At 60.1% G+C, this 26,455-nt stretch carries 38 protein-coding genes; 34 read left to right on the forward strand and 4 right to left on the reverse strand.

The genetic code is table 11. The features are described from left to right. Positions 1-17 precede the first annotated feature (17 nt). On the reverse strand, positions 18-542 hold the full coding sequence (locus OOZ53_RS11200) for a hypothetical protein (protein WP_271089628.1): 525 nt from the start codon (positions 540-542) through the stop codon (positions 18-20). A gap of 66 nt (positions 543-608) precedes the next feature. Next, the gene (locus OOZ53_RS11205; protein WP_271089629.1) at positions 609-980 is read right to left on the reverse strand and encodes a hypothetical protein; all 372 of its coding nucleotides are present in this window, start codon (positions 978-980) and stop codon (positions 609-611) included. A 164-nt stretch (positions 981-1,144) separates the two neighbouring features. Here OOZ53_RS11205 and OOZ53_RS11210 point away from each other — a divergent pair, with 164 nt between their 5' ends. Further along, positions 1,145-1,363 carry a hypothetical protein gene (locus OOZ53_RS11210; protein WP_271089630.1) on the forward strand — a complete coding sequence of 73 codons (219 nt, stop codon included), beginning with the start codon at positions 1,145-1,147 and terminating at the stop codon, positions 1,361-1,363. On the opposite strand, the gene OOZ53_RS11215 is transcribed toward OOZ53_RS11210, so the two are convergent. After that, positions 1,335-1,664, reverse strand: coding sequence for a helix-turn-helix domain-containing protein (locus OOZ53_RS11215; RefSeq protein ID WP_271089631.1), 330 nt, complete (start codon positions 1,662-1,664; stop codon positions 1,335-1,337). The two genes, OOZ53_RS11210 and OOZ53_RS11215, sit on opposite strands and share 29 nt — an antisense overlap. Before the next feature lie 91 nt (positions 1,665-1,755). On the opposite strand from OOZ53_RS11215, the gene OOZ53_RS11220 reads away from it, so the two are divergent. From OOZ53_RS11220 to OOZ53_RS11245, 6 genes are all read left to right on the forward strand, one after another. Further along, positions 1,756-2,016 carry a hypothetical protein gene (locus OOZ53_RS11220; RefSeq protein ID WP_271089633.1) on the forward strand — a complete coding sequence of 87 codons (261 nt, stop codon included), beginning with the start codon at positions 1,756-1,758 and terminating at the stop codon, positions 2,014-2,016. A gap of 115 nt (positions 2,017-2,131) precedes the next feature. Further along, positions 2,132-2,998: a hypothetical protein gene (locus tag OOZ53_RS11225; RefSeq protein ID WP_271089635.1), complete on the forward strand. Its 867-nt coding sequence runs from the start codon at positions 2,132-2,134 to the stop codon at positions 2,996-2,998. A gap of 86 nt (positions 2,999-3,084) precedes the next feature. Next, positions 3,085-3,366 (forward strand): DUF2312 domain-containing protein, encoded by a 282-nt coding sequence (locus OOZ53_RS11230; RefSeq protein WP_271089875.1) that lies wholly within the window; start codon positions 3,085-3,087, stop codon positions 3,364-3,366. Positions 3,367-3,368: 2 nt separating this feature from the next. Next, positions 3,369-3,902 carry a GcrA family cell cycle regulator gene (locus OOZ53_RS11235; RefSeq protein WP_271089636.1) on the forward strand — a complete coding sequence of 178 codons (534 nt, stop codon included), beginning with the start codon at positions 3,369-3,371 and terminating at the stop codon, positions 3,900-3,902. Continuing rightward, positions 3,902-4,492, forward strand: coding sequence for a terminase small subunit (locus tag OOZ53_RS11240; protein WP_271089638.1), 591 nt, complete (start codon positions 3,902-3,904; stop codon positions 4,490-4,492). Before OOZ53_RS11235 ends, OOZ53_RS11240 begins: the two co-directional genes overlap by 1 nt. 86 nt (positions 4,493-4,578) lie before the next feature. Continuing rightward, a complete protein-coding gene (locus OOZ53_RS11245) occupies positions 4,579-4,815 on the forward strand; it encodes a hypothetical protein (RefSeq protein ID WP_271089639.1) in 237 nt (78 codons plus the stop codon). A gap of 106 nt (positions 4,816-4,921) precedes the next feature. Here the strand turns inward: OOZ53_RS11245 and OOZ53_RS11250 are convergent, their stop codons facing one another. Further along, the gene (locus tag OOZ53_RS11250) at positions 4,922-5,341 is read right to left on the reverse strand and encodes a hypothetical protein (protein ID WP_271089640.1); all 420 of its coding nucleotides are present in this window, start codon (positions 5,339-5,341) and stop codon (positions 4,922-4,924) included. Between the two features lie 64 nt (positions 5,342-5,405). Between OOZ53_RS11250 and OOZ53_RS11255 the strand changes: the two genes are divergently transcribed. From OOZ53_RS11255 to OOZ53_RS11385, 27 genes are all read left to right on the forward strand, one after another. After that, on the forward strand, positions 5,406-5,840 hold the full coding sequence (locus OOZ53_RS11255) for a hypothetical protein (RefSeq protein ID WP_271089641.1): 435 nt from the start codon (positions 5,406-5,408) through the stop codon (positions 5,838-5,840). Further along, entirely contained in the window at positions 5,837-6,052 is a 216-nt protein-coding gene (locus OOZ53_RS11260) for a hypothetical protein (RefSeq protein WP_271089642.1), read from the forward strand. The genes OOZ53_RS11255 and OOZ53_RS11260 overlap by 4 nt, the downstream gene beginning before the upstream one ends. Beyond that, positions 6,045-6,233, forward strand: a complete 189-nt coding sequence (locus OOZ53_RS11265) for a hypothetical protein (RefSeq protein ID WP_271089643.1) — start codon at positions 6,045-6,047, stop codon at positions 6,231-6,233. Before OOZ53_RS11260 ends, OOZ53_RS11265 begins: the two co-directional genes overlap by 8 nt. 20 nt (positions 6,234-6,253) lie before the next feature. Then, a complete protein-coding gene (locus OOZ53_RS11270; RefSeq protein ID WP_271089644.1) occupies positions 6,254-7,315 on the forward strand; it encodes a phosphoadenosine phosphosulfate reductase family protein in 1,062 nt (353 codons plus the stop codon). Positions 7,316-7,340: 25 nt separating this feature from the next. Then, positions 7,341-7,574 carry a hypothetical protein gene (locus tag OOZ53_RS11275; protein WP_271089645.1) on the forward strand — a complete coding sequence of 78 codons (234 nt, stop codon included), beginning with the start codon at positions 7,341-7,343 and terminating at the stop codon, positions 7,572-7,574. Further along, the gene (locus tag OOZ53_RS11280) at positions 7,571-7,933 is read left to right on the forward strand and encodes a hypothetical protein (RefSeq protein ID WP_271089646.1); all 363 of its coding nucleotides are present in this window, start codon (positions 7,571-7,573) and stop codon (positions 7,931-7,933) included. The genes OOZ53_RS11275 and OOZ53_RS11280 overlap by 4 nt, the downstream gene beginning before the upstream one ends. 43 nt (positions 7,934-7,976) lie before the next feature. Then, positions 7,977-9,527, forward strand: coding sequence for a hypothetical protein (locus OOZ53_RS11285; protein ID WP_271089647.1), 1,551 nt, complete (start codon positions 7,977-7,979; stop codon positions 9,525-9,527). Further along, the gene (locus OOZ53_RS11290; protein WP_271089648.1) at positions 9,524-9,952 is read left to right on the forward strand and encodes a hypothetical protein; all 429 of its coding nucleotides are present in this window, start codon (positions 9,524-9,526) and stop codon (positions 9,950-9,952) included. The genes OOZ53_RS11285 and OOZ53_RS11290 overlap by 4 nt, the downstream gene beginning before the upstream one ends. Further along, on the forward strand, positions 9,945-12,161 hold the full coding sequence (locus OOZ53_RS11295) for a portal protein (RefSeq protein WP_271089649.1): 2,217 nt from the start codon (positions 9,945-9,947) through the stop codon (positions 12,159-12,161). Before OOZ53_RS11290 ends, OOZ53_RS11295 begins: the two co-directional genes overlap by 8 nt. 15 nt (positions 12,162-12,176) lie before the next feature. Next, positions 12,177-13,208 carry a hypothetical protein gene (locus OOZ53_RS11300; protein ID WP_271089650.1) on the forward strand — a complete coding sequence of 344 codons (1,032 nt, stop codon included), beginning with the start codon at positions 12,177-12,179 and terminating at the stop codon, positions 13,206-13,208. Between the two features lie 3 nt (positions 13,209-13,211). Further along, a complete protein-coding gene (locus OOZ53_RS11305; RefSeq protein ID WP_271089651.1) occupies positions 13,212-13,427 on the forward strand; it encodes a hypothetical protein in 216 nt (71 codons plus the stop codon). A gap of 86 nt (positions 13,428-13,513) precedes the next feature. Beyond that, positions 13,514-14,629, forward strand: coding sequence for a N4-gp56 family major capsid protein (locus OOZ53_RS11310; protein WP_271089652.1), 1,116 nt, complete (start codon positions 13,514-13,516; stop codon positions 14,627-14,629). Between the two features lie 60 nt (positions 14,630-14,689). Further along, positions 14,690-15,148, forward strand: coding sequence for a hypothetical protein (locus OOZ53_RS11315; RefSeq protein ID WP_271089653.1), 459 nt, complete (start codon positions 14,690-14,692; stop codon positions 15,146-15,148). Positions 15,149-15,318: 170 nt separating this feature from the next. Continuing rightward, a complete protein-coding gene (locus tag OOZ53_RS11320; RefSeq protein WP_271089654.1) occupies positions 15,319-15,921 on the forward strand; it encodes a Rho termination factor N-terminal domain-containing protein in 603 nt (200 codons plus the stop codon). 3 nt (positions 15,922-15,924) lie between these two features. Next, positions 15,925-16,611: a phage adaptor protein gene (locus OOZ53_RS11325; RefSeq protein WP_271089655.1), complete on the forward strand. Its 687-nt coding sequence runs from the start codon at positions 15,925-15,927 to the stop codon at positions 16,609-16,611. Continuing rightward, positions 16,608-17,240: a phage adaptor protein gene (locus OOZ53_RS11330; RefSeq protein ID WP_271089656.1), complete on the forward strand. Its 633-nt coding sequence runs from the start codon at positions 16,608-16,610 to the stop codon at positions 17,238-17,240. Before OOZ53_RS11325 ends, OOZ53_RS11330 begins: the two co-directional genes overlap by 4 nt. Further along, the gene (locus tag OOZ53_RS11335; RefSeq protein ID WP_271089657.1) at positions 17,240-17,656 is read left to right on the forward strand and encodes a phage tail fiber protein; all 417 of its coding nucleotides are present in this window, start codon (positions 17,240-17,242) and stop codon (positions 17,654-17,656) included. Before OOZ53_RS11330 ends, OOZ53_RS11335 begins: the two co-directional genes overlap by 1 nt. Further along, positions 17,656-18,240, forward strand: a complete 585-nt coding sequence (locus OOZ53_RS11340) for a hypothetical protein (RefSeq protein WP_271089658.1) — start codon at positions 17,656-17,658, stop codon at positions 18,238-18,240. Before OOZ53_RS11335 ends, OOZ53_RS11340 begins: the two co-directional genes overlap by 1 nt. Continuing rightward, on the forward strand, positions 18,237-18,524 hold the full coding sequence (locus tag OOZ53_RS11345) for a phage fiber-tail adaptor protein (protein ID WP_271089659.1): 288 nt from the start codon (positions 18,237-18,239) through the stop codon (positions 18,522-18,524). Before OOZ53_RS11340 ends, OOZ53_RS11345 begins: the two co-directional genes overlap by 4 nt. Before the next feature lie 10 nt (positions 18,525-18,534). Next, positions 18,535-19,908, forward strand: coding sequence for a hypothetical protein (locus OOZ53_RS11350; RefSeq protein WP_271089660.1), 1,374 nt, complete (start codon positions 18,535-18,537; stop codon positions 19,906-19,908). A gap of 28 nt (positions 19,909-19,936) precedes the next feature. Next, positions 19,937-20,947 carry a hypothetical protein gene (locus OOZ53_RS11355; RefSeq protein WP_271089661.1) on the forward strand — a complete coding sequence of 337 codons (1,011 nt, stop codon included), beginning with the start codon at positions 19,937-19,939 and terminating at the stop codon, positions 20,945-20,947. Then, complete coding sequence (locus tag OOZ53_RS11360) at positions 20,947-21,534, forward strand: DUF4376 domain-containing protein (protein ID WP_271089662.1); 588 nt, start codon at positions 20,947-20,949, stop codon at positions 21,532-21,534. Before OOZ53_RS11355 ends, OOZ53_RS11360 begins: the two co-directional genes overlap by 1 nt. 24 nt (positions 21,535-21,558) lie before the next feature. Continuing rightward, a complete protein-coding gene (locus OOZ53_RS11365; RefSeq protein ID WP_271089663.1) occupies positions 21,559-23,313 on the forward strand; it encodes a hypothetical protein in 1,755 nt (584 codons plus the stop codon). Continuing rightward, entirely contained in the window at positions 23,310-23,567 is a 258-nt protein-coding gene (locus OOZ53_RS11370; RefSeq protein WP_271089664.1) for a hypothetical protein, read from the forward strand. Before OOZ53_RS11365 ends, OOZ53_RS11370 begins: the two co-directional genes overlap by 4 nt. A 50-nt stretch (positions 23,568-23,617) precedes the next feature. Continuing rightward, positions 23,618-24,019, forward strand: coding sequence for a GNAT family N-acetyltransferase (locus tag OOZ53_RS11375; RefSeq protein WP_271089665.1), 402 nt, complete (start codon positions 23,618-23,620; stop codon positions 24,017-24,019). A gap of 51 nt (positions 24,020-24,070) precedes the next feature. Then, entirely contained in the window at positions 24,071-25,240 is a 1,170-nt protein-coding gene (locus tag OOZ53_RS11380; protein WP_271089666.1) for a tail fiber domain-containing protein, read from the forward strand. After that, a complete protein-coding gene (locus tag OOZ53_RS11385) occupies positions 25,237-26,436 on the forward strand; it encodes a hypothetical protein (RefSeq protein WP_271089667.1) in 1,200 nt (399 codons plus the stop codon). Before OOZ53_RS11380 ends, OOZ53_RS11385 begins: the two co-directional genes overlap by 4 nt. Positions 26,437-26,455 lie beyond the last annotated feature (19 nt).

The raw sequence follows: 26,455 nt of genomic DNA on the forward strand, positions 1-26,455 counted from the left end.
TCTGATGCTGGGCGCGGTTAAGCCGCCTCACCCGTGTAGAGTTTGAGTGCTTTGTCGAACGGCTGATCGTTGAGAATGACGTGGCCTTCCTCGTTCCCGTAGCGCTTGCGGAAACCTTCAAGGACGGTCGGCGACAGCCGGTGAACCGACTCGACAACGCGGTTGTCCTTGGCACGGAACACCAGAACCTTGGACTTGAGCTTGCGCTTGAGGAGGCGGCGAAAGTGCCATTCCCAAACCAAGGCATGGCAGAGCCCTTCAAGCGATTCCTCAAGGCGCAGGGTTTCATCGCCAGCTTCAAAGGAATGCGGCGGATAGGTCTCAGCTATCCGCGCTTCCAGGTCCTGCAGTTTCTGGTGAAACTCGGCCCATTCACCGGACTTGGGCGGGTGGACGTTGTCTCCCCCGCCGTGCCCGGAGTTTTCAACGTTGGCGAAGTGTTTGCCATCCACGTAGACCTTAGCGGCGTAACATGGTGTCTCTTCTGATGCGCGGACGATCAACTCGACCGCCTTCAATTCGATTTTCGGTTTCTCAGTCATGTTGTCTCCTCTCGTGGGATGATGTGCGGCCCGGGACCCTGCGGCATTGTCCCGGGCCGCTGACGCTCAAACGACACTCTTGGGAAATGGTCGCGAGCGAGCCCGTTTTTGGGTGAGCTTCTTGTTGCGGATGTCGAACCACCATTTGAGCAGGACGCCGGTGTAAGCCTGACGCACTTCGTCAGACAGGCCCGACATCAGCTCGCTGGAAAGCCGCTTTTCGATCCAATGAAACTGCTTGTTGGTCGTGAGACCAATCAGGCAGCGGAAATCATCGGCCAACCGCCGGTCCGCCTCGTCACAATTGGTGACGTCACAGGGCGGTCGGTCGATGTTCCAGTGCCCCCACCGATCGAGGGCTTCCACAAGACACGCCGAATCGGCGGCGCTGGAATGTGTAGATTCTTCAGTGAAATCCGCAGGCTGTATCGAAAGCATATCCATTTCCCCAAGTGCAGGGAAACAATATTGGCATTTTGCCAATCTTTCAAGCCTCTTTATTGGCATTCTGCCAATATTTGCGTGCCAAGTTATCAACAGGTAGACTACTCGCGGAAAGTGTATCGCTGCCGACACCTTCAAAATAAGGCTGCAAACCGAGAATGGATGCTCAAAATGAAAAGCTGAAAAAGTCGATGCTAAACCGCTGGGCCGCGCGTATCGTCGCGGATCTGCCAGAGAACGACGATGACGCTACGAAGGTACTGGATATGGCGCGCGAGATGGTGCTGACCGTCGGAACGCATGCCGAGCCAATCGACAAAGACGATCCCCAGAAGCCAGGCGAGAACGTTACGCAGATTTACCCTGGAAATCGGTAAGGGCCGCCAGCAACTTTTCCCTGACTTCCCACGCCATACCGGCATCCGAGCCGAGATAGAGCCAGTCCAGGGATACGTGCCAGCGCCGGCGGATCTTGAGCGCCGCGCCCGATGGGAGCGATCGGCGCCCTTTTTCATACTTGTTGAAATCCGCCGGCTCGATGTCGCATTGCGTGGCAAACGCACGCTGCTGATCAAAGCCCATCGCCAATCGAAGAAGCAGCAGACGGTCCCCGAGTTCGCTCGGGTAGTCGGCCATTAAATTGGGCCGCGCAACGCTCTGATTCTTCTCGTTCGACATGGTGTGAGGATTCTGCATTGTCCGATCACCAATACCATTGCTTATATGCCTATTGCTTAATGTTGGCATTTTGCCTATTGATTTAAAGGCAATGGACAAAACTGAACTCAATTCCGTGAGAGAACTGGTCGACCACTTCGGTGGCCGGAAGGAGTTTGTCGCCGAAACCCCGTACACGCCGGGCGAGACGAGCGATGCGTTGCGGCGCGAGTATTTCCCCGCCGCCAACTTCAACCGTGACCAGCAATTTTTCGCCAGCCGGAACATCGTTCTTCCGCCCGATCTTTGGCGGCAGAAACCCGTCGTCACACCGGAACTGGCGAGCGAGCAAGGCGATACCGCAACTGTATGAGTGATTCGTCGCCCGAAGACCGCGAGGCGATGGCCATTGTCGAGGGGCGCAGGCCGCTCGCCAGGCCGCAGACACAAAGACCGAGGCGTAGGACATGCCGATAGTTCGACGGACGATGAGCAGCGGTTTTACGCCGATCTCCAACCTACTGGCTGATGATGAAGAGCTGCCATTCGATGCGCGTGGCATGATGCTCTACCTGCTGGCGAAGCCACCGGACTGGGAAGTCAACGTCAACAATCTCATCAATGCCGGTGGCAGAACCAGGACCGGTCGACCGAACACGGGCCGCGACCGGGTCTACAAGATCCTGAAACTGCTTTGTGAGCGCGGCTACATCAGCCGAGAGAAACGCCGAAGCAAGGGTGGCCAATTCACCGAGTTCGAATATGTCGTCTACGGCGATGCGATTCCCGGACTGTTGCCATTTGCGGATTACACGGAAGTGGACGGCCCAGTTACGGGAAATACGGAAATGGGTCATCCAGTTCCGGCTTCACCGGACGTGGGTTTGCCGGACGTGGGAAAGTCCGACACATACAAAAGAAACATCCCACCCAATAATAAAAATAACAAAACACACAATCTTAATCTGAGTGATTTCGAGACGATGTGGCGCGCGGTACCGCACCCATATCGCCCTGAACGCAAAGACATCGCCCGCAGCATCTTCGACAAACTTCCGTCAGACATGGATCGCGCCATGGCGACACAGTTCATCGCCACCTACGTCGAGCGATGCAAGCGCCAGGACCGGCTACCGAAACTGATCGTCTACCTGACCGAGCGGCTTTACCGCGATCTGAACGGCTGTCCTGAATTCGACAAGGACGGCTTGTTCGTCATCACCCCGGATCGCGAAGAGTGGGACGCCTGGCTTGAGCATACCCGCGCTGCGCTTGGCGAGGTGATTTATCGCAGCACGCTCGATTCCGGCGAAATCCGCCGTGATCGAAGGTTTCCACCATCGAGGGTCGCATAATGGCAAAGGCCAAGGCAATTCGCGCGGCAGCCGCATCGGCGGCGGCGGAGGCAACCGGCGAGGCACCTGCAGAGACCGGCACACCGATGTTCAAGGCAACCGAGACCGGTGAGGCGCAGGCCCACAGCGTGGCTCGCGATCAACTTCGGTCCTATGTCGAGCGCATAGAGCGCCTGGACGAGGAAAAGAAGACCATCGCCGAGGACATCAAGGAAGTCTACGGCGAGGCCAAAAGCTTCGGCTTTGACACCAAGGTCCTGCGCAAGGTCATCGCAATCCGAAAACTAGACCCGAACGAGCGGGCCGAGGAGGAAGCACTCCTCGATACCTACCTGCACGCGTTGGGCATGGCGCCAGAGGAGGGCTGAATATGGAAGTACAAAACTGGGACGAGAACCGCATCTCGCGCGCCGTCGAACTTCTCGACGCAGAAGGGCGGAGCGTTCCGGAGATCGCAGACGAGCTCGAGATCACGATTGCAGAGGTCCGGCGCCAGATAACAATCGGGCGTTCGTCCCATGCGACACGAAGAGTGCGGCAGCGCCTGGCGGAAACCCCGTCGCAAATACCGCACATCAGCAGTTTTCCGAAACCAGAACACACGATCAAACTGAACGCCATGGCCGGACCGAAGAACAAGAACGAGGACGCAGTCCTGGAGTCAAAGCCGGCCACCTTCCTGGAACTGATCAGCAACAGGGAGCGGCGCTGCCTTTGGCCGTTGGACAACAAGGTCGGCGCCGACATGATGTGCTGCGGCGCGTCTGTTCAAGAGCCCGATGCGGACAGGCTGCACGGCGCCGGCAATGGCGGCTCCTATTGCGCCTACCATCGCAAGAAAGCCGCCGGTACAGGAACGCACTCCGAACGCGCCGCGCTCGACGGATTTGTGAAGAGGTCCTGATGGCGAAAGCGGCGAAAAAACCGCTGAACGACAAGCAGAAGCTGTTCGTGACCGAATATCTTAAGGACATGAACGCGACGCAGGCCGCGTTGCGCACCGGTTACAGCAAAAAGACCGCCTATTCGCAGGGCCAGCGCCTGTTGAAAAATGTTGAAATCCAAAAAGCAATAGAGGAGGCGCAAGACGCGCGCCTAAAACGCGTCGACGCCGAGGCCGACTGGGTGCTGCAGCGTCTCCTTCAGGAGGCCGAGGCCGATATCGCCGATATCTACAACGAGGACGGCACGCTCAAGCCGGTGCACGAATGGCCGAAGATTTGGCGCATGGGTTTGGTGTCGGGAATCGAAGTCGAACACAAGGTGGCGCTTACCCAGGACGAAGAAGGTGGCGAGGTGACCGAAAAAGCGGTCCTAGGAACAGTCAAAGTCAGCAAGATCAAGATCTCCGACCGGATCAAGCGCATCGACATGATCGGCAAGCACATCAGCGTCGGTGCTTTCAAGGAGCGTGTCGAGCACGACGCGAGCGAAAAGCTGCGGCAGTTCTTTGAGCAGATCAGCGGCAAGTCAATCCGACCGAGCGAGGGATAATCATGGAGTGGCGAGCAAACGCGTTTTTATCAAGCCTGGACATCAACGGCCCAAAACTTCGGATCGCCAGGATCACCGGAAACACGATGTCGATCGTTACAAAAATCCAGTTTGAGGATCATCCCCGCGACAACTTCGTACCGGCCACGGAATTCAACACGGCGATCATCGGCCCGGATGCTGTCGGCTTCATGCAGGCCATCATGGATGCTGGTTGGGAATACGGCTTACGGCCGTCAAAGGCGCAGGACGAAAGACACCTGCAAGCGCATCTCGAGGACATGCGCAGCATCACCAGACACGTCCTCAAAATGAACCGATAGGAGAACGAACGTGGATAAAACTCCGGAATCAATCAACCTTGAAAACCTTCTCGCGCGGATCGATTGCGATGTTGACAGGTTGCAGTCCGAGACGAACCAGATCCGGTCAGCGGTTGACCGTATTGCAGGGCAACAGCCGCCGGCTGATGCGGAATCCGTCGGCCTGAAGGAAGTCGGTGACAGCAGTGTGCTGACGCGCCTCGACCGCGCGGCGGTTACGTTTAACCGCCTGATCCGCGATCTGGCTCACGAGAGAGTTCGGCTTGAGGCGGCCATCGAAAGGCCAGAACGGGCTGCTGTCCTCGCAACCGACGACGTAGCCTGATTCCTCGCCATGGATCTCAGAGCGAAAATCGTCAACGACCTCATACGCAAGCACGGCGATCAACCGGCGCATGAGGTCGATGAGATCATCCGAAAGCGCTTCGCACCTCTGGGCGGCGTCATCCTCGAAGAGTGGTTCAAGGAACCATTGCGACGCGCAGCCATGAAGCGCCAGGCGAAGCGCCGGAGGGCGGTGAAGCACTGGAACCGCCGCAGGATCCGGAACGGGAAACCGATGCGATATCACCCGACGAAAGGGTGGCGCTATGCCTGAGAAACGCAAGCCGATCCTTTGCCTGGACTTCGACGGGGTGATCCACAGCTACACAAGTGGGTGGACCGGAGCTCACGACGTGGCAGATCCGCCCGTGCCTGGCGCGCTTACCTTCATCCAAGAAGCGCAACAGGATTTCGATGTCTGCATCTTCTCTTCGCGGTCTGGGCAGCCAAACGGCATAGGCGCCATGAAAACGTGGCTACGCCTTCACTACCAGGAGTATTTTCAGAAGGCCGGTGTTCCCGGTGATCAGGCGTTCATCCGCTCTAAGAAGGCCGTGAAACGCATCGACTTCCCAACCGAAAAGCCACCCGCATTCGTGACGATCGACGACCGCGCGGTCCAGTTCGAAGGCGCATGGCCGGCGATTGAGGACCTGCTCTCTTTCAAGCCGTGGAACAAGCGTGAGGAGAAAACGCCGTGACGAGGTTCGTTGAACTTATGCCGGGCAAGTGGGTCGATCCGGCCTGTGTCACTGGCACGGTAGACGACCGCCAGGATAACGACGGACATATCCTGGGACAGGTGACGATTTTCACGGCGGCATACAACTATTACATCCCGGCGGATTCCGGTTGTTGTGATGTAGCACTCCGAGCCATCGGCATCGAACCGGAGAAGAAGTTCGATGGCTGAAATCAACGGAGAACTCATCGAGCGCGTCGCGCGGGCAATCGCAGATACAGAGTGCCAGTGGCCGGACTACGTCGACGAGGCGGCGAAGGCCATCAAGACCGTATTCGAGTACCAGGACGAGAACTACGAGGCGCCGCAGCGCGAAGAAGACTACCGGTACGCGCTGACCGGGAAGAGGTAGCGATTATGCGAACCGAAGCGATGAACATTGCATCAACTTCGGAAGTCGACGCGTTGCTGGCGTCGGGCGCACCGGTCGCCATCGGCGTGTCGGGCGGCAAGGACAGCCAGGCCGCGGCGCTCGCGACCATGCGCCATCTGGATCGCATCGGCCATTCCGGCCCGCGCGTTCTGGTTCACAGCGATCTCGGTTCCGTCGAGTGGCGCGACTCGCTTCCGGTGTGCGAACGCCTCGCCGAGCATCTGGGCGTCGAGCTGATCGTGGTGAAGCGGCGCGCCGGCGACATGATGGACCGGTGGGAAGGCCGCTGGGAATCGAGCGTCAGGCGCTACGCCAATCTCGAGACGGTGACGCTGATCCTTCCGTGGTCGACCCCGGCCCTGCGGTTCTGCACATCGGAGCTCAAGACCCATATCATCCGCGCCGAACTGCGCCGCCGCTTCAAGGGGCAGGCCTATGTCAACGTGACCGGCGTTCGCCGGCAGGAAAGCGCGGCGCGTGCCCGCCAGCCGGTCGCCAGCGCCGAGCCGGACGGCAAGTCATGGAACTGGCGGCCCATCGCCGACTGGACGGTCGAGCAGGTGTTTTCCTTCATCCACGACTGCGGCCTTGCCGCGCATCCCGCCTATCGTGAGTTCGGGCTGTCGCGCGTCTCGTGCAGGTTCTGCATCATGTCGAACCTGCAGGACCTGACAGCCGCCGCCGCACAAGAGGAAAGCCATCCGATCTATCGCCGCATGGTGGATCTGGAAATTCGCAGCACCTTCGCGTTCCAGAGCGGCCGCTGGCTCGGCGATGTCGCCCCGCATCTGCTTTCCGGGATGCAGCGGATCGGACTGGCCGCAGCAAAGCGCAAGTCCGAAAGCCGCGCGGCGGCGGAGGCGCGGATCACCAAGGAGATGCGTTATGTGAAGGGCTGGCCTGTCCGCATGCTGACCGACAGCGAAGCGGAAATCCTCGCCCACGTGCGCCGTCAGGTCTCTGCCCTCGTCGGCTTCGAGGCGGACTACAGGGACGCCGCATCCATTCATGCCCGCTACGCCGAACTCATGGCCGCCCGTGAAGCCAGGAGAGCCGCATGACAATCGTGAGTAGCGAGATGGTGCCATGAGCAAGACGCGCCCAATAGCCAACCGCCGCCACAGCCTCATCGAATGCAGGGACTGCATCGCCGGCATCATCGGCGAGAAGGCCGACAACATGCGCAAGATCCTGGGCGGCGTCATCAAGTCATCACCCGAAATGACCGAGTTGCGAAAGATGCAGCAGTCTGTCCTGGGCCAGATCCTGGACGACTACAAAGTGCTTATCGCAGCGGAAGATCAAGGAGAGTCGTCGTGAAACTGGACCAACTTGACCAAGTAAACCAGGCGGTGGAGGCGGCCGAGACCTGCGCGCGCGATTTGAAGAGGCTCACAAATCAGAACCGGCTCTTGGTCAGCGTCGTGATATCGCCTGCCTTTGATATCCCGATCGCCCCAGACATGCACGAATTGCAGAAGGAACTGCGCGACGTCCTCGAACATCATCTCTCGGCAAGCCTGGACACGGCCCTCGACCGGCTTTGCCGTTTGGGCGTGCACGGCGTGACGAGGGAATACTTCCTCAACGATGCAGAGCCCGACACTTGGGGAACGAGTGGCCAGCAGTTCGCTGTTCGCAGGGTGCCGCGTCATGTTCATGAAGGAATCAATTCGTGATTCGCGGAGGTTCCCACATAAGCCCAGGTCGCGAGTGTGTCTGATGGCCGTTACAGACCACGGCAGGATCAACCAGATCAAGGAAGGCAAGCTGCTCGAGTTGTGCAGCGATCCGATGTGGCGGCTGAATAACCTCTATTGGGTCCGCGACAAGGACGGCAATGCGGTTCCGTTTCACCCGTGGTCAGAACAACTGAAATTCCTCAACGAGATCTGGTACCGCAACATCATTCCGAAGGCTCGCCAGCGCGGTTTTTCCACCGTCGTGCAGCTTGTAGAACTCGATGCCTGCATATTTGTGCCAAACACAGCAGCGGCAATCATCGCCCAGGATCTCAACACGTCGACGAAGATCTTTCGCGACAAGATTAAATTCGCCTGGGACCGGATGCCAGGCGCGATACAAGAGGCCAATCCGCTCACCAAAAAGACCGAGTCGGAGTACAACTGGGCCAACGAGTCCTTTCTCTATGTCGCGACGTCGGCTCGCGGTGGCACGCTTCAATATCTTCACGTCTCCGAGCTCGGATCGGTGGCCAAGCGCTTTCCGCAGAAGGTGCACGAGATTGTCACTGGCGCACTGCCCACGGTCGACAAGAACGGTGTGATCGTCATCGAATCGACGGTGGAGTCGCCGGACGACGCGTTCTCCGAAATGGTCAAGGTGGCGCAGAAGCACCAGCAGTCCGGCCGGAAACTTCACAAGCAGCAATACAAATTGCATTTCGCATCGTGGTGGGACGCGCCTGAGTATGAGGCCGACCCGGAAGGCGTGCCGATCTCAAAGGCCGACAACGCATATTTCTACCGCATCGAAGGTTTGATCGGACGGAAGATATCGAAGCGGAAACGCGCCTGGTACGTCCTGACGCGCGACAATGCGTTTGCCGGCGATCAAAACAAGATGTTCTCGCAGTACCCCTCGACGCTCGAGGAAGCCTTCTCCGTCGCGTCAGAGGGCAAGTGGCTCGCGAAACAGATGGCCGCGGCGCGGAACGAAAACCGCATACTCAAATTGCCGTACCGGCCCGATCTTCCGGTCCTTACCGTTTGGGACATCGGCACCAACGACGACATGTGCATTTGGGTCGGTCAGGAAAACGGGCCCTGGGTGGATTGGATCAATTACTTCGAGGGATCCGGCGAGCACTATTCGTACTATGTCGGCTTGTTGATGCAGGAGGGATACCACGTCTACTCACACCATCTGGTCCCGCACGATGCCGACAACCGCATCCAGGGCGAGCACCGGATAAACACGGCAAAGGATATCCTCGAGGGTCTGAAACTCCGCAACATAATCACCGTGCCACGCATCGCCGAATACACGCAGGGTGTCGAGCAGTTGCGCACCGCGTTCCCGACCTACCGGTTCGACGAGGAGAATTGCGCTGACGGAATCAAGCACCTCGACGGCTATTCGAAGGTCTGGGACGAGAAGCACGGGCGCTACACGTCGATCTACGCAAAGAACGGCCACCAGCACGCCCCGGACGCCCTGCGACAGCACGCCCAATACAGACACAACCTGCGGCACAACCCGGACGGGCGCAGCCGCCCGAAACGCCGTAACAAGAGCGGTATGGCAGCATGAAACTGGATCTCGACGACTACCACACAAAGCGCGAACTCAGCGAGTTCACCTTGATCTTCACATGGCTGCATACGCAGGATGGGCCCGAGGAATGTCTTGTCCTCACCCGAAGCGGCGAAGAAACGAACGATCACACGGTGCCGGCGATCGTGTTTCAGCGGCACGCATACATCTTTGCGCCGGAGACCGGAGATCCGAGGGCCGCGGCCAGGGCCTGCTTCCAATTGTGCGAGGCATTGCGGATTAATCCCTACGAGGTTAAAAACATACTGCGAATTCAGGCACTGATCGACGATCATCTCGACGATCTGTTGCACATCCCACCTTTTTCGCGCCGCAAGCCCGGCAATTTGATCGCCGAAGTGACGATTACTGATCACTCGACGGGCAAGACGACTGAGGTGGAGATCGACGACGATGTTTGATCTGGAAGCCGACGACGGGTCGGTGCGCGTCAAACCAGCGCATGAGCCGCAACCTGCGGTCAATGACAACGCGACAGAGAAGAAGCCGCATCGCCTCGACAGCGGACGGATGGTGCGCCTCAAGAACCGCCTTCTCGATCATTACGAGCGCGAGATCGACCGCCAGCGGGAGAACCGCCTCGAGATGGCCCTCGACGCGGCGTTCTACGACAACAATCAGTGGCGCGAAGAGGATCTCGTTACCCTGAAGGAACGCGGCCAGGTGCCGCTGGTCTACAACGTCATCGCGACGTCCGTAGACTGGGTCACCGGCACCGAACGCCGGGCCCGGACCGATTTCAAGGTCCTGCCGCGACGCAAGGACCAGGGCGAGCCGGCCCAGCGCAAGACGCAACTCCTCAAATATCTGAGCGACGTCAACCGGTCACCGTTCGATCGGTCCAGGGCATTCGAGGACGCCGTCAAGGTCGGCATCGGGTGGATCGAAGACGGCTGGGAACCCGATTCGACGAAGGAACCGCTCTATTCGCGACACGAATCATGGCGCAACATCCTCTTCGACAGTTCCGCGAACGAATTGGACCTGTCCGACGCGCGCTACATCTTCCGTTCGAAGTGGGTGGATCTGGACGTCGCGATTGCGCTGTTCCCGGAACGGAGGGGTGCGCTCGAGCAATCCGCTGAGACCGACTCCAGTTACCTGCAACTCGACTATTACGGCGACGACGTGATGGACGAGAAAGAGGAGTCGCTCGACGAGCACGACTATTCCTACGCTCACAACCGCATGGGATTCGAGCGGCGCCGCGTCCGGCTCATCGAGGCATGGTACAGGACGCCCGAAAAATATGACCGACTTCGCGGCGGCACATTTTCCGGCGAGACCTTCGACGAGCACAGCCCGGGCCACCGCGAAGAACTGGACCGCGGCGAGGCAGAGCTTCGAAAGTCCGTCGGCATGCGGATGCGCGTGGCGATCTTCACGTCGTCGGCACTGCTCTATGAAGGGCCCTCCCCTTACCGCCACAACACGTTCCCGTTCACGCCAGTCTGGGGTCATCGCCGCGACAAGGACGGCTTGCCCTACGGCATGATCCGCCGCTTGCGGTCCATCCAGGAGGACATCAACAAGCGCGCGTCCAAGGCGCTCCACATCCTGTCGACGAACAAGACGATCATGGACGACGACGCGCTGGCCGACGACATGACTGTGGAGGAATACCTGGACGAGGTGTCCCGGCCCGACGCCGTCATTCGCAAGAAGAGAGGCTCCGAACTCACGATCAACGCCGACCGGGATCTAAGCCAGTACGAACTCGACTACATGTCTCGTTCTATATCGCTTGTACAGTCGGCCAGTGGCGTGACCGACGAAAATCTCGGCCGAAAGACCAACGCTGTATCCGGTATCGCGATCGAGCGCCGGCAGGACCAGGGCAGTCTCGCCACATCGCTTTACTTCGACAATCTGCGCTTCGCCAACCAGCTTCAGGGCGAGAAGCAACTCTCCAATGTCGAACAGTTCATGTCGGATAAAAAGGCGTTCCGCATCACCGATGAGCGCGGCAAGCCGGACTTTGTCGACGTGAATGACGGCCTGCCCGAAAATGACATCATTCGCTCCAAGGCCGATTTCATCATCGACGAAGCGGACTGGCAAAGCACCCTGCGCCAGGCAGCCGTCGCCGAACTTCTCGGCCTGTTGCAGACCATGCCGGCGGAGATCGGCATGACGCTGTTGGATCTCGTCGTCGAAGAGATGGACCTCCGGAACCGCGAGGAGATCGTCAAGCGTATTCGACAGGTGAACGGCCAGAATGATCCGGACGCGGAAGAAGACAGCGAAGACGCCATTCGGCAAAAAGAGGCGCAGGCCGCCGAACAGGAATTCAACGCGGCAATGTCGCAAGCCGCGCTCGAGAAGGCCATGGGAGAGGCGCGCGAGGCCATGGCCCGCGCCGAGAAGATCGCAGCGGAGGCGAGGCAGGTTCAGGGCCGCGAAGTCGCCGACACGATCAACGCACAGAACACAGCACTTGATGCGGCTGCCAAGGTTGTGGCGCATCCCGCCGTCGCCGACATTGCCGACCACATCACCCACGAAGCCGGTCTGGTTTCGCGCACCGACAAGGAGCGCCAAGCCGCCGGCATTGCCACACTCCCCGCACCGCACCAGACGCCACCCGAAACCATCCCACTAGCTGGGTAGACACGAGGCATCCCTATGAACACGAAGAGTGCTCTGAGCGAGGAAGATCGCAAGCAATTGACCGATCAGGAAATTGCGAATTTCGAAGAGATCGAGGCCCTTGAGGCCGGCGGTTCGGACGACGACGAGGCCGCCGCGGCCCAGAAGGCCGAGGAAGATGCAGCCAAGGCTGCCGCGGCGGAGGTTGAGAAAAAGTCGCAGGAAGCGGCGGAAGCCGCCGCCAAAGCGGAGGCAGAAGCCAAGGCAAAGGACGACGCCGAAAAGAAGGCCGCCGAGGATGCCGCTGCAGCGGCCGAGGCCACCAAGAAGGCCGAGGAAGACGGTAAGACCGGGGACGACGCCGAGAATAAGGGTGGCGACACCGACGAGGGGAGCGGCAGCGAAAAGGTTGCCCACCAGCCCGACCCCAAGCCTGCGGCGCAGGACCTGCCGGTCTTCAAGCCCCCCGAAGGCGCCGATGACCGGCTGCAGGAGATCGAGAAGAGCCTCGACGACCTTGCCGAGAAGTTCGACGACGGCGAGATCACCGCCAAGGAAAAGCGGGATCAGGAAAAGGAACTTCAGAAGGAACAGCGAAGCCTTGAGCGCCAGATCGATCAGGCCGCAATGTCCGAACGCTTCGCCGAAGGTCAGGAGGCGACGCGCGCCAAGGAATGGACCGACGCCTGCACAACATTCATGGACGAGCATAAGGACGACTACCCCCAGGGGTCCGATGCATACCTCATGCTCGACAGTTTCGTCCGCGCCATGAATGTCGACAGCGGGAATGCGCGCGATCCAAGGTTTCTGGAACAGGCCCACCAGAAGGTCCAGAAACTGCTCCATCCGCCCAAGGGCGATGACACGACCAACAAGGACGATCCCGACAAAAACAAGCAACGGGACGATCCGCCCCCCACCCTGGGCAACGTCCCGGCGTCGCAGATCAACGACACCGAGGACGGAAAATTCGCCCACATCGACCGGTTGTCCGGCGAGGAATATGAAAAGGCGGTCGCCGGCTTGTCTGACAAAGAGCGTGAAGAATACGCGGCGCGAGGATAGGCCATGCTTTCCAAAACACTGCGCATCGGTGAATCCCTGAAGATCGGCGACGCGGCACTGATCCGTGTCGCCGACAAATCGGGCCGAATGGTCAAACTGGCCATCGCGACGCGGCTGCCGATCGAGCAAATCGCGGCGGGCATCGATATCCGGCCAATAGCGGCGGGCATCACCGGTGAAACACGCCCCGTCCGGGTGCTTGAGCCGCGCTGCGCCTGACCGTTGCAAATCGGCAATGATCGTTGTATCTATTTGCCCATTCAATCTTGCGCAGGACGTGCTCCAACTAGACTTGGAGTCACGTCATGCCCACCACCATTGCCGCCGGCGATCCGAAAGCCGCGAAAAAGTGGTCCACCCTCCTCTTCCTCGATCTGGTCAAGCGCGCTTACTTTGAGCGCAAGTTCGTCGGTCAGGGCCAGAACAACGTTATCCAGCGTCTTACCGATCTGGAAACGGACGCGGGCGACACGATCGATTACGATCTGTCCGTCAAACTGCGCAACCGGCCGACGACCGGCGACGCGCGCCTCACCGGCAAGGAAGAATCGCTGCGGTTCTTCTCGGATGAGGTCAAGATCGACCAGTCCAGGCACGCCGTATCGGCCGGCGGCCGCATGACCCGCAAGCGCACGGTGCACAATCTGCGCACCATCTCCCGCGAAAAGCTGTCCGAGTACTGGTCGGATTATCACGACCAGCTCATGTTCATCTATCTCTCTGGTTCGCGTGGCATCAACGAGGACTTCTATGAGGCGGTGACCTACACGGGCCACGCCGGCAATGCGCTGGCGCAGCCGTCCACGGGCCACATCCTCTACGGCGAAACCGGCGGGACGCCGGCGACGGCCAAGGCCAACCTCACCGCCAACCACAAGATGAACAAGAACCTGATCGAGCGTGCCTCGACCCAGGCCGACATGATGCACTCGGTCGACCCGGAAAACGCCAACATGGTGCCGGTCGATATCAATGGCGAGGGCCATTACGTGGTCATCATGAACCCGTTCCAGGCGCACGACCTGCGCACCTCGGATACGACCGGCTGGCTGGATATCCAGAAGGCGGCGACGCAGGCCGAGGGCCGCAATAACCCGATCTTCAAGGGCGGATTGGGCATGATCAACGATGTTGTGCTCCACAAGCACAAGAACGGGATCAGGTTCAACGACTACGGCGCTGGCGCCAACGTCCTTGCGGGCCGTGCCCTGTTCTGCGGTCGCCAGGCCGGCGTTATCGCCTATGGCTCTGCCGACAAGCGCAACAAGGGCCGTTATTCCTGGAAGGAAGAATCGAAGGACTACGAAAATGAATTGACCGTCTCGGCGGGCTGCATTTTCGGGGCCAAGAAGGCCACCTTCAACAGCCGTGACTTCGGCGTGGTCGCGCTCGATACCGCCGCAGCCAACCCCAACGCCTAAACGCCAACCACTGAGTGACGGGGCCTTGTGCCCCGTCGCCTACCAACGGAGACCACCGATATGGCACTTCTTCAAGGGGACGCTGCAAAAGGCATTATTCCCGTCAACTATCCCTGCGCCGCCGGCGAAGTCGTCGCACAGCGTTTCGACTATGCCGCTCTGGCGGACCTGGCCGCCAACGACATCATCGAACTGGGCCACATTCCGCCGAATGCCAAGCTCGTCGAATGTGTCCTGATCTGTGACGATCTCGACTCCAATGTCACGCCCACACTGGTGTTCGATGTGGGCATCATGTCCGGCGACTGGCAGGACAACGACGCGGCCCGTACCTGCGGCAATGAAATCTTCGCCGCGTCCGATCTTGGTCAGGCCGGCGGTGTCGCGCGTCCCACGCTTCGTGGCGCCTACCGGATCGCCGCGGCCGAGAAGGCGCGCTCCATCGGCCTCAAGGTCACGACCGCCGCGGCGACCGCGCAGGCCGGCACCATTACGCTGATCACGAAAGTCATCGGCTGAATTACCGGATGCGCCGCACGTCGGCGCGTTCAGATCCTGAGCGCTCGTGTGGGATGCGGGCGATCGGACGGCGGCGGCTTACTGGCAAGTAGGCCGCCGCAACATCCCAATCCCAAGGAGACAATCACATGCCGTTGATTCAGTGCAAAGTTGGCCCGTCTGAAAACCCCATGCCCGGTAAGACCTACGTCTTTGAAAGGGACGATCAGGGCCGCTTCGTAGCCAAGGTCGATGACCCAGAACACGTCAGGCTCTTTCTGTGTGTCGAACACTTCTGCCTGGTCGAAGACGAGGACGCAGCGGAAGATACCGTGGCACCCGTAATTCCTGACGATGACGACGAGGATTTCCATGCAGGCGACCCTGATCCGGACGAGGGTGAAACAGATCCCGATGCACCGCCCAAGGCGATCGTTCCCGGTGCAGCGACCGATCCGGAGGGGGCCGACACGGAGAAGGAAGAACCTGATCCGTTCGAAGGCTTTACGAAAGCGCAGATGCAGGCCGAAGCAGCCTCGCGCGGAATCGCGTTCAAGAAGAACCAGAACGCCTTCGAATTGAAGAAACTCGTCCTCGAACACGATGAAGCGAACAAGCAACCGGCCGCTGCCGAAGGAGCCGGCGATCCGCAAGAGCCTGCCGAACAGGACCTGGCGTCGCTGACCAAGAAGGAACTTCTCGCCATGGCCAAGGGCCGCGGCCTGAAGGTGTCGAGCCGCGCGACCAAGGACGATCTCGTCGAGGCGATCCTGGAGGCGGAAGACGAGGAGTAGAATGTGTCGACCGGAAAGGAGATCCTGGACAACGCCTACCTGATCCTTTCCGATTCGGACAAGGTGCGCTGGCCGCTGGCCGAAATGGTCGCGTGGCTCAACGAGGGCATCAAACAGATCGTCCTCATCAAGCCGTCGGCCTCTTCTATGTCGATCGAGATCGACATGGTTGAAGGGACGCGCCAGGCCGTGCCGCAAAGCGGCACGCCGACACCGCTGCGCATCATCGACTTCGAGCGCAATATCACGACGACGGGCAACAACGGCAGCCAGGGCCGCATCATCACGCCGGTGAGCCGCGATATCCTCGACGCCGAGAACCCACGCTGGCACGACAAGAGCTATCGGCGTTTCAAGACCGAAGTCCGGCATGGGGTGTTCGACGAGGACAACCCGCTGCAGTTCTATGTCTTTCCCGGCAATGACGGTAACGGCAAGATCGCCGCGGTCGTTTCGCATCTGCCCGCTCCAATCACCGTCGCTGGCTATGAAAGCGAGGACACGGGTCTCGCGGCGACCTACGACCCGGTGCTGACCGATTACGTTCTGGCGCGGGCCTTCCTCAAGGATGACCTGACGTCCAATCCGTCGCGGTCCCAGTATCACTCGCAACTCTTCGGCGCGGCGCTTGGGCTCAAAATACAGGTTGAGGGTGCCACGAGCCCGAACCAGCGGAGGGGCGGATCATGATGCCGCTGGTCGACATCGACGACTTCCTGCCGCTGGTGAAACTCTATGCACGCACCGTGCCGGACGTTGTCGCGGAGCGGTTCATTCGCAAGGCCGCGCGCGATTTCTGCCGCAAGACGCGGATCTGGCATGACATCTACACGATGACCGTGAAAGAGACGCTGGACCAAACCGCCTGCTCGATCCCCGACGCGGAGATCCTTGAGATCGAACATGCCAAGATCGGCGATCAGGAATTGATTCCCAAAACGCCGGCGGAACTGGACGAGATGCTTTCGGATTGGTCCGATGCGACGGTCACAGCCGGATCCTCGAGCTACATTACACAGCTTGGCGCCAACTCGATCAGCCTTGTTCCCCGCCAGGCCGGCTCACTGCGCATGCGGCTTTTTCTTATCCCCACAAAGGATGCCTACAACCTGCCCGCAATTCTCCACGACGAGCACGGCGAAGCGATCGGCCAGGGCGCGGCGGCGGGCGCGCTCTTGGTGCCGGGCACCGAATACACGAACCCGGGCGCTGCGGCCGACCTGCGGCGCGAGTTCAACCGACTCTGCGCGACACAGAAATGGCGCGGTGCCAAGAACAAGGCAGGTGCGCGGCTTCGTTCGAAGGGGAGATACTTCTGATGGGCACGACAACCTTTCTCGGCGCCGCGATACTCAACGAGGTTTTCCGGGCCACCAACTACGCCCCGCCTTCGACGGTCTATGTTTCGCTGCATACCGCAGATCCTGGTGACAACGGCGCCAACGAGGTGACGGTCGGTGCTTTTCCGGCTTACGCCCGCGAGGACGCCGCACAGGGCGGCGCAGCGACTGCGGCCTGGGGTGCACCGTCTTCGAACCAGATTTCGAACCTGCTCGAACTGCTTTGGGAAATCCACAACGGCGCAGGCGCGATCACAGTCACGCATTTCGGACTTTGGGACGCGGCAAGCGGCGGCAACTGTCTCTATACCGGTGCGGTGACGGCATCGAAGACGCTCAATGTCGGCGACCAGTTTGTCATCCGAGTCGGCGATCTCGACGTGAGTGTGGCCTGATGACGATGGGTGCGATCAACGGGACGGAACTCAATGAACTGACCATCAACGACACCGGTATCGTTCGGGTCGCGTTGGCAGCATCGGTCGTCATGTCCCTGGCCGTTACGCCGGCGGCGTCCCTGCGCCAGGCCGGTGCAGCGCAGACCGTCACGGGTGTGACGGTCGCAGCGAAGGCAAGCCAGATCCACAGCGCCGCAGCGGCCCCGGCCCTATCGTTGACCATCGCCGCGCTTGCAACGAAGCGCGTTCCTCTTTCGGCCGCAGCATCTCTCACGCTTTCGGCTTCAGCAACGGGGCGCGTCGCCGTCCCCTTGACCGCATCGCCGACACTCACGCTCACGGTGAATGCGGATCTCAACCATGCGCGCCTTGCGCCGTTGGCGGACGCGTTGACCTGGTTCGTGCCGTCCGAGACACGCGAATACATGGTCCGGCCCGAAACCGCGCTCCATGACGACAGTCTGGTCAGGTTCATCGCATTTGAGGACCGCGAAGCCTTGGTCGAGCCGGAGGGCCGCGTCTATCTCGTGCCGCCTGACGACGAGTACAATGTCATCGCCGAACGGAGGTCGACGGTATGACCGGCCACCAGTTCATCAAGCAATCGGGCGATGCGCTCGACTATGAGATCTCGTTTGAGCGGTGGTTGGGCTCGTCAGACACCATCACGTCCGCCACAGCGATCGCCGAGACGACCGGCTCCGATTATCCAGCGGTCAGTGACGTCAGTTCTGACACCCAGCGGGTCAAGTTTCGGATGTCGGGCGGAACGGACGGCTTCCAGGTCGTCGTCAACGTCGCCGCGACGATCAGCACCGGAGAAGTCAAAACCGTGCCCGTCACGTTTTTGGTGAGGGATTGTTGAGAGTCGCGCGATGACCGACATCCTCTTCGCCAACAATGCCGCATCCACACTGGCAGCAGACATCAATAACAGCCAGACGACGCTGACGGTCCAATCGGCGGATCAAGACGAGTTTCCCGCGCCGACCGGAAACAAGTATTTCCTCGTTACGCTCGAGGACAGCGGCGGCAACCGCGAGATCGTGAAATGCACGGGTCGCACCACCAACGTACTGACGATCGTGCGCGGCCAGGACGGCACGGTCGCGCGTGCGTTCATCTCAGGCGACGCCGTTTCGATGCGGATGACCAAGGCCGGGATTGAAGCGATCCAGGCCGACAACACAAATGTTGCGGCGGCCGGCGCGGCGATGGCCGGGAACAATCTGAGTGACCTGGGAAATATCGCAACAGCGGTTGCAAACCTTGGTTTGACGATCGGCAGTCAGGTTCAGGCCTTTAGTGCGGTACTGGCCGCAACGACGGCGTCATTTACTTCCGCGCTAAAGGCCAAGTTGGACGGCATCGAGCCGGGGGCCGACGTGACCGATACCGCCAATGTCACCGCCGCAGGCGCACTTATGGACAGCGAGGTTGACGCTGACATAAAGACTTTGACCCTGCCGGCAAACACGACGATCAGCGCTGCCGGTGCAGCCTTGATCGACGACGCCGATGCGGCAGCGCAGCGAGCGACACTCGCTCTCGGTACCTCGGCGACTTACGACATTACCGACGGTTCGAGCTACTGGAACGGGGTCCCAGTCGTTCGAAGTGACGGGGTAATGGAGATCGGTCGCTACATCGATTTCCACAATTCTGATACGGATGTGAGTGACTACGCCTTCCGCATCGAAACGGGGGGCGGAAACACAAAGCTGGTCGCCAATCCTGGTTCGGGATCGGCGGGATACTTCTATTTTTCAAACGGACCGGATGACGTCGCGGTCGCAGATGGGGGAACCGGTCGCGGCTCCCACACGGCTTACGGTGTAATCTGCGGTGGAACGACCGCCACCGGTGCCCAACAATCTGTCGCAGGGCTCGGCGCAGCCGGCCAGCCATTGGTTTCCAACGGTGCAGGAGCTCTGCCGTCGTTCCAGCACCTTAAAGGTGTCCAGGCCTGGGTGAAATTCGACGACGCCGGCGTCATCTCCGCCAGCGAGAATGTCACGTCCGTGACCGACAGCGGTACCGGTGACTTTACCATCAATCTCGCCATCACGATGGCAAACGCAAACTACGTTGTCGCTGGCAGCATCCAGAAGGCAGCCGAACTCGACAACGTTTTATCTGTCGACGGCCAGACCACGACAACCGTCGGCATCGCCGTCGCCGATGTCGGAGCCGGCACCCGGGACGATCCCGATTACATCTTCGTCGCGATCATAGGGGAGCGCGCCTGATGATCTTTGAACCAATGCGAGGCACGTCATGACGGATGTTCTGTTTGCCAACAACGCAGCGTCAACGCTGGCAGCCGGTATTGATGCGGCGCAGCTCACGATTTCGGTGCAGGCCGGCGACGCCGGCGAGTTCCCCCAGCCGTCCGGTAACCAGTGGTTTCACGTCACGGTAGAGGATGGTTCCGGCAACATCGAAACAATGAAGTGCACCGACCGCACCACCAACGTACTGACGATCGTGCGCGGCCAGGACGGCACGACAGCAAAGGCATTTACCGCGGGCGCGGTGGTCGAAGCGCGGCTTACTAAGGGCGCGTTGGAGGATATGCAGCCCAACACGGCAAACGTCACTGAGGCCGGGGCGCTGATGGACAGCGAAGTCGATGCGAACCTCAAGACGTTGAGCCTTCCGGCCAACACGACGATCACACCGGCCGGGGCGGCCTTGATCGACGATGCGGATGCGGCAGCGCAAAAGGCGACACTCGGACTGAACAATGTCGACAACACAACGGACGCCAACAAGCCGGTCAGCAGCGCGCAGCAAGCAGCACTTGATCTCAAGGCAATCGTGGCACGCGCGGTCAACACGGGTGTCGGCTTGCAGGGTGGTGGCGATCTTTCGGCCGATAGAACGATCAGTGCGGTTCTGGCCAGCCAGGCAGAAGCGGAGGCCGGGGTACTCGACAACGTCCTCATGACGCCGCTGCGCGTCGCACAGGCGATTGCCGCGCTGCAAAACACTTATCCGCGCATGGCCTGGATTTCGTTCAACGGTACCGGAACGCCCGCGATCATCGCTTCGGAGGGTTTCACCTCGATCACGGACATCGGCACGGGACGATGGGACCTGAATTTCTCCACTGCAATGCCCAACGCGAACTACGCGGTGGCGGGCCTGTTCGACAATAATTCGAACACCCAGAACATGTATTTCTCGAACAAGACGGTAAACTCCGTGCGGGCAGAAATCACCCAGTCCGGCGCCAGCTATGTCGACATCTCTAACGTCACCATCATCGTCATGGGAGCGAACTAATGCCAGACGTCCTAGTATACAAAGACCCCGAAACCGACGTGCTGCGCGTCGTTCGCCCCGCGCCGGACTATGACGGCACCTGGAAGGATCTGGCGGAACAGGTTTTGCCGGAGGGTGTCACCGCTTACAAGGTCGTGCCATCCGAGAACCTTCCCAAAGACCGCCGCAATCGCGATCACTGGAAGGCCAGTTTCAGCCAGACCAAGGCGAACTTCACTGTGTCCGAGGACGCCCCCAGTGACGTCCGGCAGCAGCGCGTCAATGTCGAGCGCGAACGGCGAAAAACCATGCCGGTCACCGTGTCACTGTCCACCGGCAAGACGTTCCCGGTCGACATGGACAAGGGCGGCCGCGCGAACATTGCGGACCTGTGCCTGTTCGCTGTCGTCAAGAAGAGTGGCGGGGACAGTTCACCGTTCAAGTTCACGGACGCGAACAATGTCGATCATGCGCTTACGAATGACGAGATGATCGAGGTCGGCGTCCAGAGCGCTCAACAGATCACGACCATTCACGAGAAGGCGCGGGCCCTGAAAAAGATGGAAACCGTCCCGGACGATCCGGCCGATGACGCGCTCTGGGACTGAAACACCGGAAGGACCTGAACCGCCATGGTTGCGATCACGATCAACTCCTTCGTCGGCGAGCAGCCGCGCATCGTTCCGCGCAACATTCCCAACAACGCGTCGCAGAACGCGCAGAATACGCGGCTCGACGATGGTGCGCTGACACCGATTCGCACACCGCAGGAGGAGCACGACCCGTCACCAACCGACTGGTCGAGCAATCAGACGATCTTCAAGCATGGTTCGACCTGGTACAGTTGGGCCGGCGTCGTCAATGCCGCCCCCGGCCCGGTCGCCACCGATCGGCTTTATTTTACCGGCGACGGTGTGCCCAAGATGAAGGTTTCAGGCACCGATTATAACCTTGCGGTATCGAGATCGGCCGTCGCGCTGACCGCGACCCTCGGCGGTGTTGGATCCGGCGATGTGACGACCCGGGTCTATGTCTACACCTACGTCACCGATTATGGCGAAGAATCCGAACCAAATCCGGCGAGCAACGAGATCGACTGGCAACCAGGCAATACGGTAACCCTCTCCGGTTTCGAGGCAGCGCCGGCGGGCCGCAACATCACAAAGCAGCGGATCTATCGCTCGCAGACCGGACAGACCGGTACCTATTTCTATTTGATTGCGGAGCGCACCGCGTCGGCCTCGAACTTCGTCGACAACATTGCCGTCGATGCGTTCCAGGAAGTGCTGCCGTCGGCGGACTGGAACACGCCGCCCGACACTCTGACGGGCCTAACGCCGCTCGACAACGGCATGATGGCCGCGTTCACCGGCAACAAACTCTATTTCTGCGAACCGTACCATCCCCACGCCTGGCCGGAGAAGTATGTTCTGACCTTCGACTATCCGATCGTGGCGGTCCGCAAAGCTGGACCGCTGCAGGTGGTGATGACCGAGGGGACTCCATATCTCGTCACCGGTACCGCGCCGGAGAACATGCAGTCCAGGCAACTGGAGTACAATGCACCGTGCATCAACGCACGGGGCGTGGTCGATCTTGGTTATGCAATTGCCTATCCCACGCACGAAGGACTTGTGGTCGTCGATGCGGGCGGCGGTGTGAAAATCGCGACCCGCAAGCTGTTCAAGAAGGAAGACTGGCTGGCACTGTCGCCTTCGACCATCGTTGCCGCGCAACTCTCTGGCCAATATGCGATGTTCTATGACACAACCGATGCCCTCGGCACGACGGTTCAAGGTGGATTGTTCATCGACACGGTCGGGGAAGAATATCTCAGCCGATTCACGGAGATCGCAAAGGCCACGTTCTTCGATCGAACGGCCTCGAAACTCTATTATCTCGACACTGCCGGCAAGGTCCAAGAGTTCGACGGCGAACAGTCGCCGCGCCACAACATGAACTGGCGATCGAAGGAGTTCGTGTTTCCATTGCCGGTCGGAATGGCGGCGATCATGATCGATGCGGACTCCACGCTGACAGCACAGGAGACCGCTAACATTGCCGCGCAAAATACTGCGATCGCCGCCGCCAACGCAGCAGCTATTGCCGCCGGTCCGGTGCGCGGCTCTCTCAACAGCCGCGCCCTGAACACGACTCGGTTGAGCGGCAGCGACCTGACGCCTCTGGTCGCCGAACAATACGAGTCGATGACCGCGACGATCTATGCCGATGGACAGGCCGTTGCGACCATATCTGAAACCAACAAACAGAAACGGCTGCCGTCCGATCGCACCGCGCGCAAATGGGTCATCGACGTCTTTGGCACGATCCAGATCCAACGGATCGCGATGGCGAGCCGGGCCGACGAACTGAGGACCACGCCGTGAACTTCGATGATCGCAACAAGGAAATGCTCGAGGTGTTGGCCGGCGAGCGGTCCAAGAACACGGAGGTGCGGCGCCAACAGGCGGTCCGCATCAAAGACCTTGAGGGTCTGTTGCAACTCTCGTCACGGCTGCAAAGCGAGACGGTTTCCGCAGCCCCGACCCAGGCGGAACACAATGCGCTGGTAAGGGACGTTCATCTGATACACAAGCGGCTGATGGCCATGCAGGAGGCGCTTGTCGCGAAACTGCTTTGACATCCCACTATGTTTACGATCCGCACCGCCGTGAGGAGATACTGACCTGGATGGAAGCGCGCATCCCCGGGATGCGCTTCTATGACGACGCTCAGTGCATCGGGCACGAGCGCGACGGCGCCCTCGTCGGGGCTGTCGGTTACGACCATTTCAGCCACAACGCATGCATGGTGCATCTCGCATCCGACGGAACACGGCGTTGGCTGACGCGAAAATTCATCCGGCTCGCGATGGCCTACCCATTCAATCAACTCGGTTGCTCGCGCATCACATGCCTGGTCTCCTCCAAAAATACCGAATCGCTGAGGTTTACCCGCCATTTCGGGTGGATCGAGGAAGGCCGTATGCGGAGAGCGTCGCCGGACGGTGGTGATTTCGTCGTCTTTGGCATGCTGCGCGAGGAGTGCCGGTATCTCCCCGGCGCTGGCTTTTGGCTTTCGAAGGCAGTATAAGTAGGCCAACGCCGCGCAGGATGTGCGATCCGAAAAGATGGACGCACTGTCATGGTCTCAAAGGGCGGCAGCTCAGCACCAGCACCAGATCCCAATATCGGCCGCGCCGCTCTGAAGCAGGCGGAAACCGGCGAAGCGTGGCTGACCTTCGCCAAAGAGGCGTTTCAGGTATCGACCGAGCGCCAGGCCGAACTCGACGCGCTCACCAAGGAAGTCACCGATCTTAACCTTGCCGCGGCCAATGAGGAAATCGAGTTCGCCCGCCGAGCGCGGGAACGATACGAATCGACCTTCATTCCGCTCGAAGACGAGTTCATCAAGGAAGCGTCGGAATACGGCAGCAAGGAGCGCCAGGACGCTGCCGCGGCGGAAGCAAAAGCAGACGTCCAGAAGGCCTCCGCCGATCAGAAGGAGCAGCAGCAGCGCAGCGCGGCCGCCCTGGGTATCAATCCGACGAGCGGTCGGTATGCCGGCATCGACCGCGAGACGGACCTGAACACAGCCGCCGCTTCCGCCGGGGCGCAGAACATTGCAAGGCAACGACAGCGGGACATCGGTCTCGGCCTGAAGGCGGACGTCGTCAATATGGGCCGCGGCCTGCCGGCACAGTCTGCGCAGGCCGCCGGCCTCGGTCTGAGCGCCAATACGAGCACGGTGGGCCTCAATCAGGCGAACCAACAGATTTCGAACGCTGCGACCGGCATCGTGGCGCAGGGCTATTCCGGCGCGCAGGCGGGTTATGCCGGCCAGGCGCAGACACTGAACCAGCAGTATTCCAGCCAGTTGCGAGCCTGGGAGGCCGAACAGAACGCCCGGGCGCAGAGCGCGGCGGGCATCGGTTCCGCCATCGGCGGTATCGCAGGCCTCTTCATTTCCGACGAGGACAAGAAGGAAAACAAAAAGCCGATCAAAGAGGGTGAAGCGCTCGAGGCTGTCAAGGATATGCCCGTCGAAGAGTGGCAGTACAAGGACGGCGTTGCCGATGAGGGCACGCATGTCGGCCCCTATGCGCAGGATTTCAAGCGCGAGACAGGCATGGGCGACGGCAAGACCATCTCGGCCCAGGATGCGATCGGCATCACCATCAAAGCCGTCCAGGATCTTGACGAAAAGGTCGAGCAGATCGCCGATGCAGTTGGTGCGCAGACGTCGACGCCGAAGAAGAAAACGACAAAAACGGCTGAAAATTATTCCCAGGAATATTCCGGATTGGCAGCATGAGCCTTGGTATTGGAATCGGCGCCTTCGTAGATGGGCTGAACGCAGGGATACAGACCCGCGAAACCATCGATCGAACCCGTGAAAAACGGCAGCGCAAGCAGCGTCTCAGCGATATCACCGCCGAGACAGACCAGGCCTTCCAGCAGGCCGTCGCCAGCGGCGAAGCCAGCGAGGCGGACTATGACCGGTTCTGGATGACGTTCGCACTGCCGAAACTGCATGCCGAAATGTTGAAGGCCGGCGACTTCGAAGGTGCGCGATCGCTGATGGAGTGGGGTCACACCTCTGAAGCGCGTGAAGGTGCGCGCCTGTTCATGTCGAGCCTTGCCAAGGCTCAGACCGGCGATCCGGCTGGCGCGCTGGACGACGCGATCAGCGCGGCCAAGGTCAAAGGCTACGTCAGCACCGACTACAAGCTGAAATCGCAGGAAGAACTGCGCACCGAGGACGGCCAGCTCATCGGCTATCGGTTGACGATCCAGACCGACGAAGGTGAAGAAATCGAACAGGATGTTCGTCTCGAGGACATCCCGCAAATCGTATCCACCCTCGCCAACCCGCAAGCCGCGTGGGAAACCCAACTGGCCAAGCGCGAGAAGCAGGCCGAGAAGGATGAAAAGGAAACCGCAGCCGCCAAGCAGCGCGCCGCCGGCCTCGAGGATTACGAAGCGAAGAAGCGCATCGACCGGAAATACAAGACCGACGACAAGGATTATGAGAAGCAGTACCAGGCCGCCTTCAAGAACCGGATGGAAACCGATTTCGCGTTTCAGGAACTTTCAGACGAGGAGAAGGATCGTGTCGTTCGCGAAGATCTGCAACGCAGCCGGAGCTACGCCACTGAGCAGAAGGCCGGTGCAGGTGTTTCGGCCAGCGACACACCGATCACGCCGAAGAAGGCGCAGGAAAATCTGCTCGTCGACACGGTCACTGGCCAGCCCGTCGACCGCAGCCAGGCCAGCGGCTTGCGCCAACGTCCACGACCGCCCGCGCCATCGGCCGGACTCATGGAGGAACCCGCGGCCCCGGCAGCCGGTGTCGAAACCCAATTCGACAAGGAGGCAGAAATCCGGGCCTCTGTCCAAAGGCTCGAAAACGGTGCCAGCCTCGACGAAGAGCGCGACCGGATGATCGAACTGGGGATCTCGGCGGACGAAATCGAAGCCGTGAAAAACCGCATTCGATCATCAAGGTGACGATGCAAAACCGGTCCGC

Origin of the sequence: Allohoeflea poritis (genome assembly GCF_027889715.1) — a bacterium.
In the GTDB taxonomy this organism is placed as follows: domain Bacteria; phylum Pseudomonadota; class Alphaproteobacteria; order Rhizobiales; family Rhizobiaceae; genus Hoeflea_A; species Hoeflea_A poritis.

Coding starts and splice junctions, on each gene's coding strand:
- OOZ53_RS11200 (WP_271089628.1), bottom strand. CDS start 542: ATGACTGAGAAACCGAAAATCGAATTGAAGGCGGTCGAGTTGATCGTC.
- OOZ53_RS11205 (WP_271089629.1), bottom strand. CDS start 980: ATGCTTTCGATACAGCCTGCGGATTTCACTGAAGAATCTACACATTCC.
- OOZ53_RS11210 (WP_271089630.1), top strand. CDS start 1,145: ATGGATGCTCAAAATGAAAAGCTGAAAAAGTCGATGCTAAACCGCTGG.
- OOZ53_RS11215 (WP_271089631.1), bottom strand. CDS start 1,664: ATGTCGAACGAGAAGAATCAGAGCGTTGCGCGGCCCAATTTAATGGCC.
- OOZ53_RS11220 (WP_271089633.1), top strand. CDS start 1,756: ATGGACAAAACTGAACTCAATTCCGTGAGAGAACTGGTCGACCACTTC.
- OOZ53_RS11225 (WP_271089635.1), top strand. CDS start 2,132: ATGAGCAGCGGTTTTACGCCGATCTCCAACCTACTGGCTGATGATGAA.
- OOZ53_RS11230 (WP_271089875.1), top strand. CDS start 3,085: ATGTTCAAGGCAACCGAGACCGGTGAGGCGCAGGCCCACAGCGTGGCT.
- OOZ53_RS11235 (WP_271089636.1), top strand. CDS start 3,369: ATGGAAGTACAAAACTGGGACGAGAACCGCATCTCGCGCGCCGTCGAA.
- OOZ53_RS11240 (WP_271089638.1), top strand. CDS start 3,902: ATGGCGAAAGCGGCGAAAAAACCGCTGAACGACAAGCAGAAGCTGTTC.
- OOZ53_RS11245 (WP_271089639.1), top strand. CDS start 4,579: ATGTCGATCGTTACAAAAATCCAGTTTGAGGATCATCCCCGCGACAAC.
- OOZ53_RS11255 (WP_271089641.1), top strand. CDS start 5,406: ATGCCTGAGAAACGCAAGCCGATCCTTTGCCTGGACTTCGACGGGGTG.
- OOZ53_RS11265 (WP_271089643.1), top strand. CDS start 6,045: ATGGCTGAAATCAACGGAGAACTCATCGAGCGCGTCGCGCGGGCAATC.
- OOZ53_RS11270 (WP_271089644.1), top strand. CDS start 6,254: ATGAACATTGCATCAACTTCGGAAGTCGACGCGTTGCTGGCGTCGGGC.
- OOZ53_RS11275 (WP_271089645.1), top strand. CDS start 7,341: ATGAGCAAGACGCGCCCAATAGCCAACCGCCGCCACAGCCTCATCGAA.
- OOZ53_RS11285 (WP_271089647.1), top strand. CDS start 7,977: ATGGCCGTTACAGACCACGGCAGGATCAACCAGATCAAGGAAGGCAAG.
- OOZ53_RS11290 (WP_271089648.1), top strand. CDS start 9,524: ATGAAACTGGATCTCGACGACTACCACACAAAGCGCGAACTCAGCGAG.
- OOZ53_RS11295 (WP_271089649.1), top strand. CDS start 9,945: ATGTTTGATCTGGAAGCCGACGACGGGTCGGTGCGCGTCAAACCAGCG.
- OOZ53_RS11300 (WP_271089650.1), top strand. CDS start 12,177: ATGAACACGAAGAGTGCTCTGAGCGAGGAAGATCGCAAGCAATTGACC.
- OOZ53_RS11305 (WP_271089651.1), top strand. CDS start 13,212: ATGCTTTCCAAAACACTGCGCATCGGTGAATCCCTGAAGATCGGCGAC.
- OOZ53_RS11310 (WP_271089652.1), top strand. CDS start 13,514: ATGCCCACCACCATTGCCGCCGGCGATCCGAAAGCCGCGAAAAAGTGG.
- OOZ53_RS11315 (WP_271089653.1), top strand. CDS start 14,690: ATGGCACTTCTTCAAGGGGACGCTGCAAAAGGCATTATTCCCGTCAAC.
- OOZ53_RS11320 (WP_271089654.1), top strand. CDS start 15,319: ATGCCCGGTAAGACCTACGTCTTTGAAAGGGACGATCAGGGCCGCTTC.
- OOZ53_RS11330 (WP_271089656.1), top strand. CDS start 16,608: ATGATGCCGCTGGTCGACATCGACGACTTCCTGCCGCTGGTGAAACTC.
- OOZ53_RS11335 (WP_271089657.1), top strand. CDS start 17,240: ATGGGCACGACAACCTTTCTCGGCGCCGCGATACTCAACGAGGTTTTC.
- OOZ53_RS11340 (WP_271089658.1), top strand. CDS start 17,656: ATGACGATGGGTGCGATCAACGGGACGGAACTCAATGAACTGACCATC.
- OOZ53_RS11345 (WP_271089659.1), top strand. CDS start 18,237: ATGACCGGCCACCAGTTCATCAAGCAATCGGGCGATGCGCTCGACTAT.
- OOZ53_RS11350 (WP_271089660.1), top strand. CDS start 18,535: ATGACCGACATCCTCTTCGCCAACAATGCCGCATCCACACTGGCAGCA.
- OOZ53_RS11355 (WP_271089661.1), top strand. CDS start 19,937: ATGACGGATGTTCTGTTTGCCAACAACGCAGCGTCAACGCTGGCAGCC.
- OOZ53_RS11360 (WP_271089662.1), top strand. CDS start 20,947: ATGCCAGACGTCCTAGTATACAAAGACCCCGAAACCGACGTGCTGCGC.
- OOZ53_RS11365 (WP_271089663.1), top strand. CDS start 21,559: ATGGTTGCGATCACGATCAACTCCTTCGTCGGCGAGCAGCCGCGCATC.
- OOZ53_RS11375 (WP_271089665.1), top strand. CDS start 23,618: ATGGAAGCGCGCATCCCCGGGATGCGCTTCTATGACGACGCTCAGTGC.
- OOZ53_RS11380 (WP_271089666.1), top strand. CDS start 24,071: ATGGTCTCAAAGGGCGGCAGCTCAGCACCAGCACCAGATCCCAATATC.
- OOZ53_RS11385 (WP_271089667.1), top strand. CDS start 25,237: ATGAGCCTTGGTATTGGAATCGGCGCCTTCGTAGATGGGCTGAACGCA.